Here is a 16199-nt window from a genome sequence, read left to right as displayed (position 1 = left end):
GGCGGTCGAGGCATCCTGGTGAAAAGGAGCGAGGGACGAACCTCGGTTCGCCCCTCGCTGTTCGCGTTGCGCCGGCTCAGTTTTTCAGCGCGAAGGTTTCCAGCTTAGCGGCATTGTCGCCATTGATGAGCACGCAGTCCATCAGCTGCTTTTCCTTCTCGGGCGACTTCTTGTTCTTGATGAAGTCGTTGGCCTGCTCGACCGCCATCTGCGCCTGGGCATAGGCAGGCTGCAGCACCGTCGCCTTGATGCCGCCCGAGGTGATGGAATCGCGCACGTCGTTCGATCCGTCGAAGCCGACGACGATGACGTCCTTGCGGCCGGCCGCGGCAAGCGCCGCATAGGCGCCCATCGCCATCGTGTCGTTGCCGGAGATGACGCCCTTGATGTCAGGATTGGCCTGCAGGATCGATTCCATCTTGGAATAGGCCTCGGTCTGGCTCCAATTGGCCGACTGCTGCGCGACCATCTTCAGGTCCGGATAGTCGTCGATGACGTCGTGATAGCCCTTGGAGCGGATGCCGGCATTGGTGTCGGATTCCTTGCCGACCAGCTCCACGAAATTGCCCTTCTCGCCCATCAGCTTGACGAATTCCTGCGCGCCGAGCTGGGCGCCCTGGTAGTTGTTGGAGACGATCTGAGCCACCGCGACGCCGGTGGCGTTGATCTCGCGATCGATGAGGAAGGAAGGGACGCCGGCGTCCTTGGCCTTCTGTACGGCGGCGACGGTGGCGTCGGCGCCGGCATTGTCGAGGATGATCGCCTTTGCGCCGCGGCCGATCGCAGTGTCGATCAGCTCGGACTGCTTGTTGGCGTCGTCGTCATGGACCAGCACCAGCGCCTCGTAGCCCAATTCCTTGGCCTTGGCTTCGGCGCCGACGGCTTCCGCCTTGAAGAATGGATTGTCGTGCGATGGGGTGATGATGGCGATGAGATCCGCCGCGTAGGCGGGCATCGCCGTGCCGAGTGCCAGCACGCCTGCGAAGGCGGCAAGCGTCATTCTGCGTGTCAGTTTCATGAAGTCCTCCCGTTGAAACCCATGCCTCGATCGTTTCGAGGCCTCTATCTACGATTGAATTCGTCAGGCAGGGCCGGCAGTGCGCCGCCCGGATTTCAGAGCCGATCGCCGGCTGTCATCCGAACTGCTCCTCGCTCCGCTCCCGCCGTCCTCCACTCGCATCAACTTCAAACTTCCAACGAAGCATGACCGATCCGAGTCCGGGAACAGCTAAAGCTAACTGGTATAATGAGTCAACCACTAATTCAGGTGATCTGTATCTAAGCGGCGGCCGCTCAGGTAATCCGCTGGATGCTGGCTGCGATCTCTTCCGGTTCGAAGACCCGCTTCCAGTCGTCGCGCATCAGCACCGGCTTGCCGAATTCGATGGCCTTGTTGCAGGCGTCGGAGAACACGCCTTTGGTTTCGCCGAAGATTACGGCGCCGAGCACATTCATGTGGCCGAGCAGGAAATCGAGGGCCGCCTGCTGGTCGACGCCGCGCGCCACGACCTCGTCGACAGCTTCCTTCATGACCACCAGCAGCGAGGCGCACACGGTCTCAGAAAGGCCGGGCTCGAGCAGCGCCATCTGCTCGACGGAAACGCGGTGCGAGCGCATCACCGGCGCCCAGATGATCTTGGCGATGGCCTCGCCCTTGGCGTAGTCCGCTTCCGGTCCCTGCATCAGTGCGCTGACCATGTGCTGCTTGGCCTTGACGCCGCCGAAATAATCCTTCTTGGCCGCCATGTCGGTTTCGTCATTGAAGATCGGCGGATGGCAGGGGTGGGTGACGAAGTAGGTCAGGTCGGGACGATCAGGCAAATGGCCGGCAAACGGCGCCGCGGCATCGAGAACGATCACCATCGTGCCCGGCGCAAGCTTGCTTTCGATGCTTGCCGCGACCTTGCCGATATGGGTGTCCGGAACCGCCAGGATCACCACCTCGGCGCCTTCCAGCGCCTCGTCGGCACTGACCGTATCGAAGCCCAGCCCGGTCTTCAGCCGCTCGCGCCCGGCGTCGCTGACCTCGACATGGCGGATCGTATAGGGCGAGCCGCGGAAATTGGTCGATAGGCGGTAACCCATTTTGCCGCCGGCACCGAACAGCGCGATCGTCGTCATCTAGCCTTGCTCCTAAACATTGAACGATGGTTTCGCCAATCGTCACCTTATATACTGGTATGATCACTCTACCATCTTGGCAAGAGAAATCATTCTCTGCTTTGTCACTGCGGCCTGATTGCCGCAGCGCCCGCCTTAGGTTTCGCCGTGCCGTCGCCGGCTGCGCTCTCGAGGGCGGCGGGGTCGATGGCGGCGCGCCGCGACAGCACCTGCCGGCCGGCCAGCGCCAGAACGAAAATGACCACGATGCCCTGGACGATGTCCTGCGCGCCGGGCGGCAGGCCGATGATCTGCATGGTCGTGACGATGAGGATCAAAAGGATGCTGGCGAACAATGTGCCGAGCGCCGTCGCGGAGCCGCCGAAGATCAGCGTCCCGCCCAGCACCACCGCGGCGATGGATTGCAGGAGATAGGGCTGGCCCATTTCAAGAAAGGCGCCGCCGATATAGGCGCCCAGCAGCAGCCCGTTGAGCGAGGCCAGCACCGAGGAGATGATGAAGGCCGAGGCGATGACCCGGTTGTTGCGGATCGCTGCTAGCCGCGCCGCCGCGCGGTTCTGGCCGACTGCCGAGAGCAGTTGTCCGTAAACGGTATAGCGTAGCACGAACGACGTTGCGGCGACGCCCAGGATGGCGATGACTGCCATGATCGGCACGCCCGCGACGCGGCCCGTCGCCAGCGTCTTCAACAGCGGACTGACGGCGAAGCCCGATATCGCGCGGTTCGACAGCAGCGTTGCGGTTGCCAGCACATAGCCCGTCGCCAGCGTGGCGATGATGGCCGGTATGTTCAGCCCGACGACGAGCAGCGCGTTGAGAGCGCCGACCGCAAGGCCGAGCAGGATCGCGGCGCCGACGCCGACGGCGAGGTTGGCGTCCTGGCCCTTGATGGTCAGCAGCGCCACGAAAGCGCTGAGCGTGATCACCGAGGCCACGGAAAGGTCGATATTGCCGCGCCCGGTGGTGACGACGAACATCTGGCCGATGCCGACGACCGTTAGGAACGAGGCCGACAGAACGATGCCCGACAGGCTGGAGAGGCTGAAGCGGTTGGTGACGATGGACAGCACCAGCCAGAGCAGCAGCACCCCGATCGCCGACCAGATCCAGCGGTTTTTCTGCGCCCAAGGGCTGAAGGCGGCAAGCGCGTTCATTGTTCGCTCCTGCGGTCCGCGGTCAGGCTGCGCAAGGTCAGCAGGGCGATGAGGATCAATCCCTGCGTCGCCGCATTGAAGTCGCTGCTCACGCTCAGCGTGCCGAGCAGGGCGCCGATCAACGCCAGCGTGACCGCGCCGGCGACGGCGCCGACCGGCGAGATGACGCCGCCCAACAGCGAACAGCCGCCCATCACCACGGCGGCGACGCTGAGCAGGGTGAATGAATTGCCGGAATTGATGTCGCTCGCCGTATTGATCGCCGTCAGCGACAGGCCGGCGGCGGCGGCGAACAGCCCGGCGACGAGGTAGCGCACCAGCGCGTAGCGCGTCGGCGACCAGCCGGAACGGATCATCGCGGTCGGATTGTTGCCGAAACCGCGCAGCACCACGCCGAGCGGCAGCCGGTCGATCACGAACACCACGATTGCCACCGCGGCGATGAGGATGATCGAGGTTGGCACGAAGCCGAGCGACCAGTTGAACATTGCCGACAGCCATTCGGGGCTGGCGCCGCCCGGCGTCGGCTGCAGCGCATAGCCTATCCCGACCCAGATGAAGGACGCGCCCAGCGTGACGACGATGGCCGGGATCTTGCGCGCCTGGATCAGGCCGCCGAGGCCGGCATAGGCGGCGATCGCCGCAGCCAGCGCCAGCGCGCCGAGCCACGGCTGGTCGTAGAGCAGCGTGGCGCTGAGCACGCTGACGAGCCCCGCGAACGCGCCGACGCCGAGGTCGATCTCGCTGCCGCCGACGATGAACATCTGCGCCGCGGTCACCAGTACCAGCGACAGCGCCGGCATCAGCAAGAGGTCGAGCCCGAAAATGGAGGCGACCGCCGGATTGGCCGAGATCATCACCGCCAGCACGGCGGCGAGGCCGATGAAGGGGGCAGCATTCACCAGCCTGCGGGCAAGCCCGGCGCCGGCAGCGCCGCTGCGTCCCGCACTGGCGGCTTTGTCCGTCTGCTGGGCAAAGGACGCTCCAACGACGGCTGATTCCGTGATCGCCTCGCCGGCCAGTTCCTTGACGATGCAGCCGCCTGAAAACACCAGCACGCGGTCGCAGGCCAGGAGTTCGGCATCTTCGGTCGTGTGCCAGATGAGCGTGCGCCCGCCTCGCGCAATGTCGTTGCAGAGGCGGTAGAAGTCCTGCTTGGTGGCGATGTCGACGCCGCGTGTCGGGTCGTCGAGCAGGACGATCGGCGTGTCGGCGACGAGCGCCCGGGCGACGAGCGCCTTCTGCTGGTTGCCGCCGCTGAGCTCCAATATGTTGGATCCGAAGCGGGTTTCGTCGAGCCGCAGCCGGCCGGCGGCATCCGCCGCTGCCGCGCGGTTGGCGCGGTCCGAGACCAGGCCCAGCGCCGGGCGGCGTGCCAGGGCGCCGATGCTGATGTTCCCAAGCACGCTCCACAAGGGGAACACGCCTTCCTTCTGGCGGTCGCCCGCGATGAAACCGGCTTCACCGTTCCTGGCGACGGCCGCATCCGTTCCGGAATCGGGCTTGAAGATTGCGTGCAGCAACTCCTTCTGGCCGCTGCCTTCGAGGCCTGCCAATCCGATGATTTCACCGCGGCCGATCTCGATGTCGCGGCCGAGTTCGGCCGTCAGGAACCCGGACAATCGCACCAGCGCTTCGCGGCTGCCGGTGGTGGCGGTACCATGCTGGTGGATCGAGTTGGCGTCGCCCCCCATGAGCTGCACCAGCCTGCCGATCGACGTCTCGGCCACATCGCCGCGCCAGGCGGTGCGTCCATTGCGCAGCACGACCACCTGGGTGGCGATGTCGATGATTTCCTGAAGCTTGTGGCTGATGAAGATGAAGGCGAGGCCGGATTTGGCCCGCTCGCGGATGAAGGCCCGCAACTGTCTCGAGCGATCGAGATCGAGCGAGGAGGTCGGTTCGTCAAGAACGATCAGCTTGACACCGGGGGTCGCGGCGGCGCGCGCAATCTCGACCATTTGCCGTTCGGCGATGGAGAGGTGGCCGACTTCGGCATTCACATCGATGCCGTTTGCGGGGAAGACGGCGTCCAGCGCCGAGCGGGCGCGCGCCCTGTAGAGTGCCCGCCAGCCCGGCCGGTTGGCGGCATCCGCCGGAATTTCCAGGAAGAAGTTTTCGGCCACCGAGAGGTTGGCGCACAGCGACAATTCCTGGTGCACCATGCGGATGCCGCGGCGCTGTGCTTCCGCCGTGTCGTAGCCGGCGAAGCCGATATTCTGGCCGGCAAACGAAATCGAGCCCAGGGTCGGCCACATCGCCCCGCACAGGATGCGCATCAGCGTCGATTTGCCGGCGCCGTTGCCGCCGACCAGCCCGATGATCTCGCCGGTGGAGACGGCGAGGTCGATCTCTGCATTCGCCAGCGTCGGTCCGAAGCTCTTGGTGATCCCGGAAAGCGAAACAACGCTCTGCCGGGTCGGATCGGCGAGCACCGCGGCGGCTGCGCCTTCCGGGGCTACGGCGAGATGGGACATTCGTCCTCCGTTTCTTCACGGGCAGGGACCGGGCGCGGCCGTTCCGCGGCGCCCGGTCCCTGGCATTGCCAACCTTACTTGCTCAGCAGGTTCTGCTTGACCCAGTCGAGCGAATAGCTGGGGCTGATGATCTGGCCGCCAGGCAGCTTTGCATATTCCTTGAGGTTGCCGGCATCGACGGTGGCCACCGGCATGATCATCATCTTGGGTGCCTTGGCGCCCTTGAGCAGCGACAGGCCGAGCCAGAACGCGGCGCCGCCAATACCGGGCGTGGTGTTCATCGAGACCGTCTGGTAGCCGTTCTTGGCGTTCTCCTCGGCCCACCATTTGACGAAGTCGGTGCCGCCGCCGCCTTCGATGATCGGCATCTTGCCGGCATAGTCGCCGCCATACTGGACGAACGCCTGGGCGATGCCGACATCGTCGCTGCCGCCTTGTGCGAGCACGGCGTCGACATGCGGCAGGGAGGGCAGCACGTTGGCGATGGCCGCCTGTGCGACCGACGCGGTCGCCTGGCCATAGACCGTGGCGACAACCTTGATATCGGGATATTTGGCCAGCACCGACTGTTGCGCGTTGAACATGTCGTTGTCGGGCGCCGAACCCTTGACGCCGCGCACCTGGATGACGTTGCCCTTGCCGCCGATCATCTTGAAGACGGCCTCGGCCTGGGCTGCCTTGTAGCCCTTGAAGTCGAAGTTGAGCTGGTAGTTGCAGGGCGCCGAGGCGACCGAATCGAACGAAACGACGATGATGCCGGCCTTGCAGGCTTTTTCGATGATCCCGTTGACCGCGGTTTCCGACGCGGCATCGACGGCGAGCACGTCGACCTTCTTGAGGATCAGCTCGGCGATCTGGCTGTTCTGCTGCGCCACCGAGCCGTCGCCGTTCATGACGATGTAGTCGGCAATCTGGCCGGCCGCCTTGGCTTCCTTGGCCGAGGCTTCGAAAGCCTCCACCATCTGGTGCCGCCAGGTGTTGCCGTAATAGGCGTTGGCGAGCGCGATCACCGGCGCATCCGGTGACGCCATTGCCGGCACAGCCGAGACGCTGACCAGCGCGGCGCCGGCAAGCGCCGCCACGGTTGAAAACTTCATGATATTTTCCTCCCAAAAAACACCGGCCGATACGTCGGCCTTCTGCCATTCCGTTACGACGTCCTCCGAAAGACGCCATACCAGCTACATGTTATACCAGCATACCAAATAGGCAAGCGGGCACCGGAACCTCGATTGCCGAAACCTCCTTCGATTTAAGGACGAGACGAAGCTCGGCCGTCAGCTTCGTTCTTCCTTGGCCAAACGGAGCCGGCCTGCTCCAGCAACTGGTGACCAGTCCAAAGTCGGCCGTAGACGGACGTTAGGTCATCATATATGTAATGTCAATCGATGGCGCGACCCTTGTCTGCCGACGCGACTCGGGATCGATTGTTCCGCGAACACCCCAGGGAGGGACAGATGGAGCCGGTCCAGAAAAAGAAATTGTATGTGGAGGTGCTTGACCGGCTGATGGCGGCAATCTCGACGTCCGAATTCCCGCCCGGCTCTCAATTGCCGTCGGAAAAGGAACTAATGACGATGATCGGCGTCGGCCGGCCCTCGATCAGGGAAGCGATGCTGTCGCTGCAGCAGATGGGACTTATCAGGATCTCGCACGGAGAACGTGCCCGCGTCATCAATCCGACGCCTGATGTCATCGTCGATCAGGTCTCCGCGGCGATGGTCATGATGCTGGCGACGAACTCTCGCGGGCTCGAAGAACTCAAGGAAGTCAGGCTCTTGCTGGAAACCGGCCTGGTTCGGATAGCCACGCGGCGCGCTACGGCCAAGAGTTTGGAACGCCTCGCGGAGACCTTGCGTCATTTGCGCGAGGCAAAGGGCGACCAAGCCCGGTTTGTAGCTGCCGACATGGAGTTCCACGCCGTCATTGCGGAGATGAGCGGCAATTCGATGATAGCGGCGGTGGCGAAGGGAATGCTCGAATGGCTGTCCCGTTTCAAGCGGGATCTGGTGGCGATGAAAGGCGCCGAGCGGCTGACGGTCGAGGAGCATGAGCGGATCTACAAGGCAATCGCCGGCGGCGATCCGGAAGGCGCGAGCGCGGCAATGGCCGACCACATTGGCCGCGCCAACGAGCTCTATTCGAAACTGGCCGGCGGCGGAGCCAGCTGAGCGGCCGTCGAAATTTTTTGCCCGAGAAAACTCATATGATGACATGATTTCTTTTTGGTGCTAACGGTCACTCCGTGAACGTCATTCCAGTCGGGAAGCCTGCATTGTCCGGTCGCCTCCGCGCCACCTATCTGATCGAAACCCGCTACCCGCTGGAGGTTGCCGCGGCTGCGATGGCGGGCGAACAATCAAGCGGGACTTTCCGCGCCATACCCGGAGAAACGCCGGAGCTGCTGCGCAAGTTCGGAGCCCGCGTCGAATTCATCAGCGATGTTGCCGAGGTCGACAGCGAGGCGTTGCCGTTCTCGCGCTCGCCAAAAAATGCCACCGTCAGGCCGCGCCGGGCCAAGGTGGGCCTTTCCTGGAACATCGAGAATACGGGAACAGTGCTGCCTTCGGTCTGGTCGACGGTTCTCGGCAATCTGTTCGAGTTGCATCATTTTTCGGCCATGCGTCTCCTCGACGTTACCTTTCCCGATGCCTTCGCGGATGCCTACCCAGGGCCGGCCTTCGCCGTCGAGGGAACGCGTCGCCTGACAAGCGTCGAAGGACGCCCGCTGATCGGCACCATCGTCAAGCCGAGCGTTGGTCTTACCCCGCAGGAGACCGCGACCCTGGCCGACACGCTGATTGCCGCGGGTCTTGATTTCATCAAGGACGACGAATTGATGGGGGACCCTCCGCATTCGCCGTTCGAACACCGGTACGAAGCGGTCATGGCGGTGATAGACGGGCACGCCGACAGGACCGGGCGCAAGGTCATGTATGCGGCCAACATTTCCGGTGACATCGACGCCATGCGTCGCCAGCTGGATCTGATCGAGCGCCGTGGCGGGACCTGCGCCATGCTGGTCCTGAATTCCGTCGGCCTGTCCGCCGTCATCGAGATGCGTCGCCACTCCGCCGTTGCGCTGCACGGCCATCGGGCCGGCTGGGGCCTCTTCAGCCGCTCTCCCGATCTCGGCATGAGCTATCTCGCCTATCAGAAATTCTGGCGTCTGGCGGGCATCGACCACATGCACGTCAACGGGCTGTCCAACAAGTTCTGCGAGCCGGACGAATCGGTGATGGCGTCGGCCCATGGCTGTCTCACCCCGATGTTCGAGCGGGCTGGCCGTCCCGATACGGTCATGCCGGTGTTTTCGTCTGGACAGACCGCTGTGCAGGCGGCCGAGACCTATACGAGGCTCGGCTCGGACGATTTCATCTATTGCTGCGGCGGCGGGATCATGGCGCATCCAGGCGGGCCGGCCGCCGGCGTTCGAAGCCTGCATGATGCTTTCGAAGCCGCGGCGGCAGGGGTTCCCGCACGCGACTACGCCGCCACGCATCCGGAGCTCGAAGCCGCGCTGCAAGCGTTCGGCTGAATCTGCGCCATCGGCGCGCCATCAAGGCAAATGGGAGAGAAAGCAAATGACGACATCCGTGGCGGTGCTTGGGGCCGGAGGGAAGATGGGCTTCCGCGTGACGCGCAAGTTGATCGAAGCGGGCTACGATGTCCGCGCCGTGGAGATCGGCGAGGCCGGCCGCAAGCGGCTGGGAGAGGCCGATATCGGCGCCGTCGCCATGGAGGAGGGCATTCCCGGCGCCAAGGTGGTGGTAATGGCTCTGCCGGACAACATCATCGGCCAGGTGGCGCGCCAGATTTCGCCGATGCTTGCCGCGGGCACCATGATCCTCATTCTGGATGCGGCAGCGCCCTATGCCGGCGACTTGCCCGCGGATCGGCCGGATCTCACCTATTTCGTCGGCCATCCCTGCCATCCGCCGCTGTTCGGCGAAGAGACGGAATGGGCCGCGCGTCGCGATTACCATGGCGGCATCGCCAGGCAATCGATCGTCTGTGCCCTGATGCAAGGTCCGGAAGAGCACTATGCGCTTGGCGAGGAAGTGTGCAGGGCCATGTGGTCGCCGATCATCGACAGCCATCGCGTCACGGTCGAACAACTGGCGATCCTGGAGCCGGGCCTGTCCGAAATGGTGGCCATGCCCTTCGTCGACACCATGGTCGAGGCTGTCGAGGAGTGCGAACGCAAATATGGCATTCCCAGGAAGGCCGCGATGGACTTCCTGATAGGCCATCTGAACGTCGAGATCGCCATGTGGTTCGGCTTCTCTCCGAAAGTGCCGTCCGATGCGGCGCTACGCCTGATGCGGTTCGCCAAGGGCGTCGTGGTCCGTGACGATTGGCGCGAAGCGCTGTCTCCTGCCAAGGTCAAGGAAGCCTCGGAATTGATCGTCTACGGCAAGGGAGCCTGAGCCCTGCCTTCGCCGCGCCGGACCTCGGTATCGACCGCGCTCTTCGATGGCTATCCCATGGAATTGGCCCTCGAGGAGATTGCGGCGGCCGGCGCCCTCCATGTCGAGCCGGCCTTCATCCGCGGCTATGTCGATTTCGACGAAGGCATGTTTGCGGCTGCGCACGCCGCGAAGTTGCGCCAGGCAGCGGAACATGCCGGGCTGGGGATCAATGCCGTGTCGGCTCATCTCGACCTGTCGGGGGCCGATGCCGTCGACGCCTTGTCCCGCCGCATCGGCTTTGCCGCCGGTCTTGGCGCGTCCTTCCTGATTACCAATGCCGGCCCGGCGAGAAACAGCGCGGCGATCCGCAAAACGATTGACGCCCTCCTGCCGAGGCTGGAGGAAGTCGGCATCGTCCTGGCGCTTGAAAACCCCGGACATGGCCAAGGCGATCTGCTCGGCAGTGCCCGGATGGGGGCAAGCTTCATTCGGGACATCGGATCGCGACACGTGCGCCTGAACCACGACGCCGGAAATGTCTTTACCTACAGCAACGAGACGGTGCAGCCGGCGCAAGATATCGCTGATGCCATCGATGCCGTTGGGCATGCTCATCTGAAGGATGTCGTCAGCACCGGGGAGGGATGGACATTTTGCGCTATCGGCGACGGCTCGATCGGCTACGAACCGTACTGGGCAACGCTTCCCGCGACGCTGCCGGTCAGCATCGAACTGCCATTGCGGCTGCGGCGCCCGCAGCGCCGTGATCCCCAACGGCGGAGCGCGCCGGTGGATATCGCCACCATTCGGAGCGCGCTGCGGCGTTCACTGGATTTCGTCAATTCGCTGGAGATCGCAAAGAGCAGCACCTTCTGAACAGCGAAAGGTGGTTCCTTGCCTTTGCGAGAGCCGGCTATCCACGCTCCGGGAACATCGCCTTCAGCCCTTCACGCGAGGCCTTGGCGACGCCGCGTTCGGTGATCAGGCCGGTGACCAGCCGCGCCGGCGTCACGTCGAAGGCGGGGTTTGCCGCGGGCGTCGCTTCCGGCGAGACGCGCACCTGGGCGATCTCGCCGCTCGCGGTCTTGCCCCACACCAGCGAAACCTCGTCGCCGGAGCGTTCCTCGATCGGGATTTCGGCAAGTCCGTCGCCCACCGTCCAGTCGATGGTCGGCGAAGGCAGCGCAACGTAAAACGGCACGTCATTGTCTGCGGCGGCGAGTGCCTTCAAATAGGTGCCGATCTTGTTGCAGACGTCGCCGTCGGCCGTCGTGCGGTCGGTGCCGACGATGACCATGTCGATTGCGCCGCGCTGCATCAGATGGCCGCCGGCATTGTCGACGATCAGCGTATGCGGCACGCCGTGGCCGGCCATCTCCCAAGCCGTCAACTGGGCGCCCTGGTTGCGCGGCCGCGTCTCGTCGACATAGACATGGACCGGAATGCCGGCCTCCGTTGCCAGGTAGATCGGCGCGGTGGCCGTGCCGTAGTCGACGGTAGCCAGCCAGCCGGCGTTGCAATGGGTCAGGATGTTGACGGTTTCGCCCGGCTTTTTGCGCGCCGCGATGTCCTTGATGATGGCGAGACCGTTCTCGCCGATGGCGCGGTTGAGCCCGACATCCTCGTCGGCGATCTCGCTGGCGCGCCGATAGGCGGCTGCGGCGCGTTGTTCCGTCGGCAGCGGCCGCAGGAAGCGCCGCATCTCATCCAGCGCCCAGCGCAGATTGATCGCCGTCGGACGCGTCTCGTGGAGCGTCTCCCAGACGGCATCGAGCGCGGCATCCGCCGGATCGTCCGCCATCTGCATGGCAACGCCATAGGCAGCGGTGACACCGATCAGCGGCGCGCCGCGCACCCACATGTCGCGGATGGCGGTGGCGATGCCATTAACGGTGTCGACCTTCACGATACGGAAGTCATGCGGCAGCCAGCGCTGGTCAATGATCTCCACCGAGCGCCCATCGTCGCTCAGCCAGATGGTGCGATAGTGGCGCTCGCCGACGTTCAAATGCGGTTCTCCTGTTCGATCAGCGCGGCCAGGTTGTTGACCTCGTCGATGCTGTGAATATGACGCCTGTTGACGGCGATGTGGCGGCCGAACTTCAGCGCCCTCGCTTCACATGTGGCGCGCAGGTCTTCGTCGGCAATGGTTTCGAAATCGGCATTGTGGGCGAGGCCGAGGATGCGCCGGTGCACCTCGATGCCGGCAAAGCCGAGGAGGTCGTCCCATATCTGGTGCAGCACATGGTCGAGCGCCTGTTCTGCGCCCAGCCTGTCGCCCTGATCCTCGAACAAGCTCTTTTGATAAAGCATGCCGTTGCGCTCCGTGCGCCACAGATGCGAGAATTCGGTGCGGAATACCGACCATGTCTGCGCTGTGACATCGAGCAGATAAGCGCGCATGGCGTCGCGCTTGCCGTTTTGCTCATGGCCTCGCTGCGAGAAGTAGGCCATCCAGAAATTGGCGAGCAGCATGCCGACGTCGAACGCCATCGGCCCGTAGAAGGCGAATTCAGGGTCGATCATCCTGGTCTCTGTATCGGTGACCATGATCGAGCCGGAATGCAGGTCGCCATGCAGCAATGTCTCTGCATTGGCGGCGAACAGATGCTTCAGGCGCTGCGCTTCCACCTTGAGGTCGCGGTCGGCGCGCAACTCGGCGACCAGGGCGTCGAGTTGCGGCGAAGTGTGCCGGTTCATCTTGGCGTCGAAGTAGGGGTCGGAGAACACCAGGTTCTCGGTGATGTCGCACAGCTCGACATTGTCGGCGAACAGCGCCAGATCCGCTTTGCGATCCTTGGTCACCATCGAGAAGTCGGAGCCGCGGAACAGGGTGCGGGCCATGAACAGCCCGATATCCCTGGCGATGTTCGGCAATTGCCGGCCCTCGATCAGCGCCCGCCGCAAAATGATGTGCGGCGACAGATACTCCATGATGATCAGCGCCTGGGTCTCGTCGAAATGGTAGATGGCCGGCACCGAGCCCGGCGCGCGCGCCTCCTGCCGTGTCAGCGCGTGATATTCGAAGAAGGAACGCTTCAGCGGCAGCGGCCAGCTGTCGCCGACCAGCCGGACATAGGGCAGGGCCTGCTTGACGACAGCCGCGCCCTTGTCGCCCTCGACGATGAAGACGAGATTCAGATTGCCATCGCCGACCTCGCGCACCTTCCAGCGGCTGGTGTCCTCGCCGATGCGCTGGGTGAGCGCCTCGTTGCTGCCGAGCCGCGTGGCGAGCGTCTCCACCGACAGTGCTTCGAACGGCGTCTTCCCGGTCATCCTCACCTCTCCTGCTCGTCCCCTATAGTAGCGGAGCCACGGCGGCGGGGCCAAGCTAGGTAGCGCTCTGGCAATTGTCAATCGTGTTGACAATTGCCGATGTAGCCCATAGCGTCACCGTCAGGGAGGAACGCATGGTCGGCAATGCCGTGTTCCGCGTAGAGGGACTGAGGAAATCCTTTGGCCGCAACGAGGTGCTTGGCGGCGTCTCGCTCGAACTCCATGCCGGTGAAGTGACCGTCCTGATGGGCGCCAACGGCGCCGGCAAATCCACCCTCGTCAAGATCGTCAGCGGCGTCTACGAGCGCGACGGCGGCACCATGACCCTGGCCGGCCAGGACTTTGCGCCGGGAAGACCGGCGGAAGCGATCCGCGCTGGCGTCGTCACCGTTCACCAGAACATCAATGACGGTGTCGTCGCCGACCTTGACGTGGCGACCAATCTGACATTGGACAGGCTGAGCGGCAGTGGCGCCCCGGTGCTCTTCAACCCGGTCCGTGTGCGTCGCGAGGCCAAGGCGGTTGCCGACCGCATGGACCTGGCGATCGACTTGAAGGCGCGCGTCAGCGATCTCTCGCTGGCCGATCGCCAGATGGTGGCGATTGCCCGCGCGCTGGCACATCAGCCGAAAGTGCTGATCCTCGACGAACCCACCTCATCGCTATCGAGCGCCGAAGCCGATCGGCTTTTTGCGCTGGTCGACAGGCTGCGCGCGCAAGGCGTGGCGATCCTCTATATCTCGCACCGCATGTCCGACATAAGGCGGCTTGCCGACCGCATCGTCTCGATGCGCGACGGCGCCGTGTCCGGCGTCTTTGACAAGAAGCCGCTCGACTACGAAGGTGCGGTCAATGCCATGCTCGGCCGCAAGATCCACCTCGACCAGATCGTCGCCAGGCACTCGGCCAAGGCGGTGCTGACCGTCGAAGGCCTGCGCATCGCCCAGGGCGCCAGGCCGATCTCGCTGACCCTTGGCGACGGCGAGGTCGTTGCCGTCACCGGGCTGGTCGGCGTCGGCAAGACAGCGCTTGCCGAGACGCTATTCGGCGTGCGCAGGCCGATCGCCGGCACCATGACGATGAACGGCAAACCCTACGCGCCGCGCTCGGCCGGCGATGCGATCGCCGCCGGCGTCTTCCTCATCGCCAAGGATCGCGCCACCAGCGGCATCGTCGGCGGCTTCAACATCGAGCGCAATGTCAGCCTGCCGTTCCTGAGGCGGATGTCGAACCTGGGCGTGCTCAAGCGCCGCCTCGAACGCGCCACGGCGCGCCGGCAGATCCAGGAACTGGGCATCGTCTGCCGCTCCGAGAAGGACGAGATGTCGGCATTGTCCGGCGGCAACCAGCAGAAGGTGATGGTCGCCCGCTGGATGGCGCAGGATGCAAGCCTGTTCATTCTCGATGAGCCGTTTCAGGGCGTCGACATCTCGGCGAGGCGCGACATCGCCGCCAAGCTGAGGGCAAGCGCCAATGGCCGCGCGACGCTTTTGTTCGTCACCGAACTCGACGAGGCGCTGGAGACGGCCGACCGTATCCTGGTGATGTCGGAGCAGACCATCGTCGGCGAACACCGCAACGCGGACATCGATCTCGATCGCCTGCTGGCCGAGGTGGCCGGCGGGCTGCCGCACCGCGCGGCTTGACCGGCTGGAATTGAAGAGCTGACGATGACAATTGGAATGGAGAGCATGGGTTCGAGTTGGGTAAAAACGGCAGCGGCGCGCGGGGGCGCTGAATGACGCAGCGCAACCACGCCATCCGCTACGGTTTCATCGTCCTGTTGTTCGGGCTCGTCGCTTATTTCGCGATCGCCGCCGACGGTTTCGTTTCGCCGCAAAGCGCGGTCTTCATTTTCCAGTCGGTCGCCATCACCGGCGTGCTGGCGCTTGGTGTCACCGCCACGCTGGTCGTTGGGGGTTTCGACCTGTCGATCGGCTCGGTCGCCACGTCAGCCATGATGGCGGCGGCCTATGTCATGGTCGTGCTGGAGCAGAACGCTGTCATCGCGGTCATCGTCTGCCTGCTGATCGGCGTTATCGTTGGGCTCATCAATGGTTGGCTGATCGTCTATATGCGCGTGCCGGACCTGCTGGCGACGCTCGGCATGATGTTCCTGCTGGTCGGCCTGCAGCGTATCCCGACCGAAGGCCGCTCGATCGCCACCGGCATGACCATGCCCGATGGCTCGGTCGCCAACGGCAAGTTCGGCGAGGCGTTCCTGGCGCTCGGCCGCCACCGCTTCGACTTCTTCATTCCCAATCTCGTTCCGGTCTCGGTCGTCGTCCTGGCGGTGCTCGCGGTGCTGATCTGGTTCTTCCTCGAATACACCCGCTTCGGCCGCATGATGTATGCAGTCGGCTCCAATGAGCGCGCCGCCGAACTCGCCGGCGCGCCTGTCAAGGCATACAAAATCTGGGCCTATATCATTTCAGGAGTTTTTGCCTCGATCGGCGGTATTTTGCTCGCCGCCCGGCTTGGACGCGGCGACATCGCCTCGGGTAATAATCTTCTGCTCGACGCCGTCGCCGCGGCGCTGATCGGCTACGCGGTGCTCGGCGCCGCCAAGCCGAACGCGTTCGGCACGGCCGTCGGTGCGGTCTTCGTCGGTGTCCTGCTGCAGGGCCTGACGATGATGAACGCGCCGTACTACACGCAGGATTTCATCAAGGGCGCCGTTCTGGTCGTCGCCCTTGTCTTCACCTTCGCTCTTTCCGGCAGGGGCAGGACATAGATTTCGACCGGGTTGCATTTCAACA

At 64.1% G+C, this 16199-nt stretch carries 13 protein-coding genes; 6 read left to right on the top strand and 7 right to left on the bottom strand.

The genetic code is table 11. The features are described from left to right. Positions 1-76 precede the first annotated feature (76 nt). From FJ972_RS23405 to FJ972_RS23385, 5 genes are all read right to left on the bottom strand, one after another. The gene (locus FJ972_RS23405) at positions 77-1018 is read right to left on the bottom strand and encodes a D-ribose ABC transporter substrate-binding protein (RefSeq protein WP_140497809.1); all 942 of its coding nucleotides are present in this window, start codon (positions 1016-1018) and stop codon (positions 77-79) included. A gap of 275 nt (positions 1019-1293) precedes the next feature. Further along, complete coding sequence (locus FJ972_RS23400) at positions 1294-2121, bottom strand: phosphogluconate dehydrogenase C-terminal domain-containing protein (RefSeq protein ID WP_140497811.1); 828 nt, start codon at positions 2119-2121, stop codon at positions 1294-1296. Positions 2122-2225: 104 nt separating this feature from the next. After that, the gene (locus FJ972_RS23395; protein ID WP_140514656.1) at positions 2226-3275 is read right to left on the bottom strand and encodes an ABC transporter permease; all 1050 of its coding nucleotides are present in this window, start codon (positions 3273-3275) and stop codon (positions 2226-2228) included. Further along, positions 3272-5752 (bottom strand): ATP-binding cassette domain-containing protein, encoded by a 2481-nt coding sequence (locus FJ972_RS23390; RefSeq protein ID WP_140514658.1) that lies wholly within the window; start codon positions 5750-5752, stop codon positions 3272-3274. The genes FJ972_RS23395 and FJ972_RS23390 overlap by 4 nt, the downstream gene beginning before the upstream one ends. Before the next feature lie 74 nt (positions 5753-5826). Then, on the bottom strand, positions 5827-6849 hold the full coding sequence (locus tag FJ972_RS23385) for an ABC transporter substrate-binding protein (protein WP_140520883.1): 1023 nt from the start codon (positions 6847-6849) through the stop codon (positions 5827-5829). 360 nt (positions 6850-7209) lie between these two features. Here FJ972_RS23385 and nanR point away from each other — a divergent pair, with 360 nt between their 5' ends. The 4 genes from nanR (at position 7210) to FJ972_RS23365 (ending at position 11040) form a co-directional block, all read left to right on the top strand. Continuing rightward, the gene (nanR, locus tag FJ972_RS23380; protein WP_140520882.1) at positions 7210-7923 is read left to right on the top strand and encodes a transcriptional regulator NanR; all 714 of its coding nucleotides are present in this window, start codon (positions 7210-7212) and stop codon (positions 7921-7923) included. A gap of 104 nt (positions 7924-8027) precedes the next feature. Then, positions 8028-9290: a ribulose-bisphosphate carboxylase large subunit family protein gene (locus tag FJ972_RS23375; RefSeq protein ID WP_181173452.1), complete on the top strand. Its 1263-nt coding sequence runs from the start codon at positions 8028-8030 to the stop codon at positions 9288-9290. Positions 9291-9336: 46 nt separating this feature from the next. Further along, on the top strand, positions 9337-10182 hold the full coding sequence (locus FJ972_RS23370; protein ID WP_140520880.1) for a phosphogluconate dehydrogenase C-terminal domain-containing protein: 846 nt from the start codon (positions 9337-9339) through the stop codon (positions 10180-10182). 57 nt (positions 10183-10239) lie between these two features. Continuing rightward, positions 10240-11040, top strand: a complete 801-nt coding sequence (locus FJ972_RS23365; RefSeq protein ID WP_140520879.1) for a sugar phosphate isomerase/epimerase family protein — start codon at positions 10240-10242, stop codon at positions 11038-11040. A 37-nt stretch (positions 11041-11077) separates the two neighbouring features. On the opposite strand, the gene mtnA is transcribed toward FJ972_RS23365, so the two are convergent. After that, positions 11078-12172, bottom strand: coding sequence for an S-methyl-5-thioribose-1-phosphate isomerase (gene mtnA, locus FJ972_RS23360; protein WP_140520878.1), 1095 nt, complete (start codon positions 12170-12172; stop codon positions 11078-11080). Then, a complete protein-coding gene (mtnK, locus tag FJ972_RS23355; protein WP_140520877.1) occupies positions 12169-13440 on the bottom strand; it encodes an S-methyl-5-thioribose kinase in 1272 nt (423 codons plus the stop codon). Before mtnK ends, mtnA begins: the two co-directional genes overlap by 4 nt. 134 nt (positions 13441-13574) lie before the next feature. Here mtnK and FJ972_RS23350 point away from each other — a divergent pair, with 134 nt between their 5' ends. Together FJ972_RS23350 and FJ972_RS23345 are read left to right on the top strand one after the other, a co-directional pair. Beyond that, entirely contained in the window at positions 13575-15086 is a 1512-nt protein-coding gene (locus tag FJ972_RS23350; RefSeq protein ID WP_140520876.1) for a sugar ABC transporter ATP-binding protein, read from the top strand. Positions 15087-15178: 92 nt separating this feature from the next. Beyond that, entirely contained in the window at positions 15179-16174 is a 996-nt protein-coding gene (locus FJ972_RS23345) for an ABC transporter permease (protein WP_140520875.1), read from the top strand. Positions 16175-16199 lie beyond the last annotated feature (25 nt).

This window comes from Mesorhizobium sp. B2-1-1, from assembly GCF_006442975.2.
GTDB lineage: Bacteria > Pseudomonadota > Alphaproteobacteria > Rhizobiales > Rhizobiaceae > Mesorhizobium.
This window is presented reverse-complemented; position numbering and strand designations above follow the sequence as displayed.

Excerpts from the sequence above, each read along its gene's own strand:
- FJ972_RS23395 (WP_140514656.1), bottom strand. The coding sequence starts at position 3,275 with ATGAACGCGCTTGCCGCCTTCAGCCCTTGGGCGCAGAAAAACCGCTGG.
- FJ972_RS23385 (WP_140520883.1), bottom strand. The coding sequence starts at position 6,849 with ATGAAGTTTTCAACCGTGGCGGCGCTTGCCGGCGCCGCGCTGGTCAGC.
- FJ972_RS23390 (WP_140514658.1), bottom strand. The coding sequence starts at position 5,752 with ATGTCCCATCTCGCCGTAGCCCCGGAAGGCGCAGCCGCCGCGGTGCTC.
- FJ972_RS23365 (WP_140520879.1), top strand. The coding sequence starts at position 10,240 with ATGGAATTGGCCCTCGAGGAGATTGCGGCGGCCGGCGCCCTCCATGTC.
- FJ972_RS23405 (WP_140497809.1), bottom strand. The coding sequence starts at position 1,018 with ATGAAACTGACACGCAGAATGACGCTTGCCGCCTTCGCAGGCGTGCTG.
- FJ972_RS23350 (WP_140520876.1), top strand. The coding sequence starts at position 13,575 with ATGGTCGGCAATGCCGTGTTCCGCGTAGAGGGACTGAGGAAATCCTTT.
- FJ972_RS23370 (WP_140520880.1), top strand. The coding sequence starts at position 9,337 with ATGACGACATCCGTGGCGGTGCTTGGGGCCGGAGGGAAGATGGGCTTC.
- mtnK (WP_140520877.1), bottom strand. The coding sequence starts at position 13,440 with ATGACCGGGAAGACGCCGTTCGAAGCACTGTCGGTGGAGACGCTCGCC.
- nanR (WP_140520882.1), top strand. The coding sequence starts at position 7,210 with ATGGAGCCGGTCCAGAAAAAGAAATTGTATGTGGAGGTGCTTGACCGG.
- FJ972_RS23400 (WP_140497811.1), bottom strand. The coding sequence starts at position 2,121 with ATGACGACGATCGCGCTGTTCGGTGCCGGCGGCAAAATGGGTTACCGC.
- FJ972_RS23345 (WP_140520875.1), top strand. The coding sequence starts at position 15,179 with ATGACGCAGCGCAACCACGCCATCCGCTACGGTTTCATCGTCCTGTTG.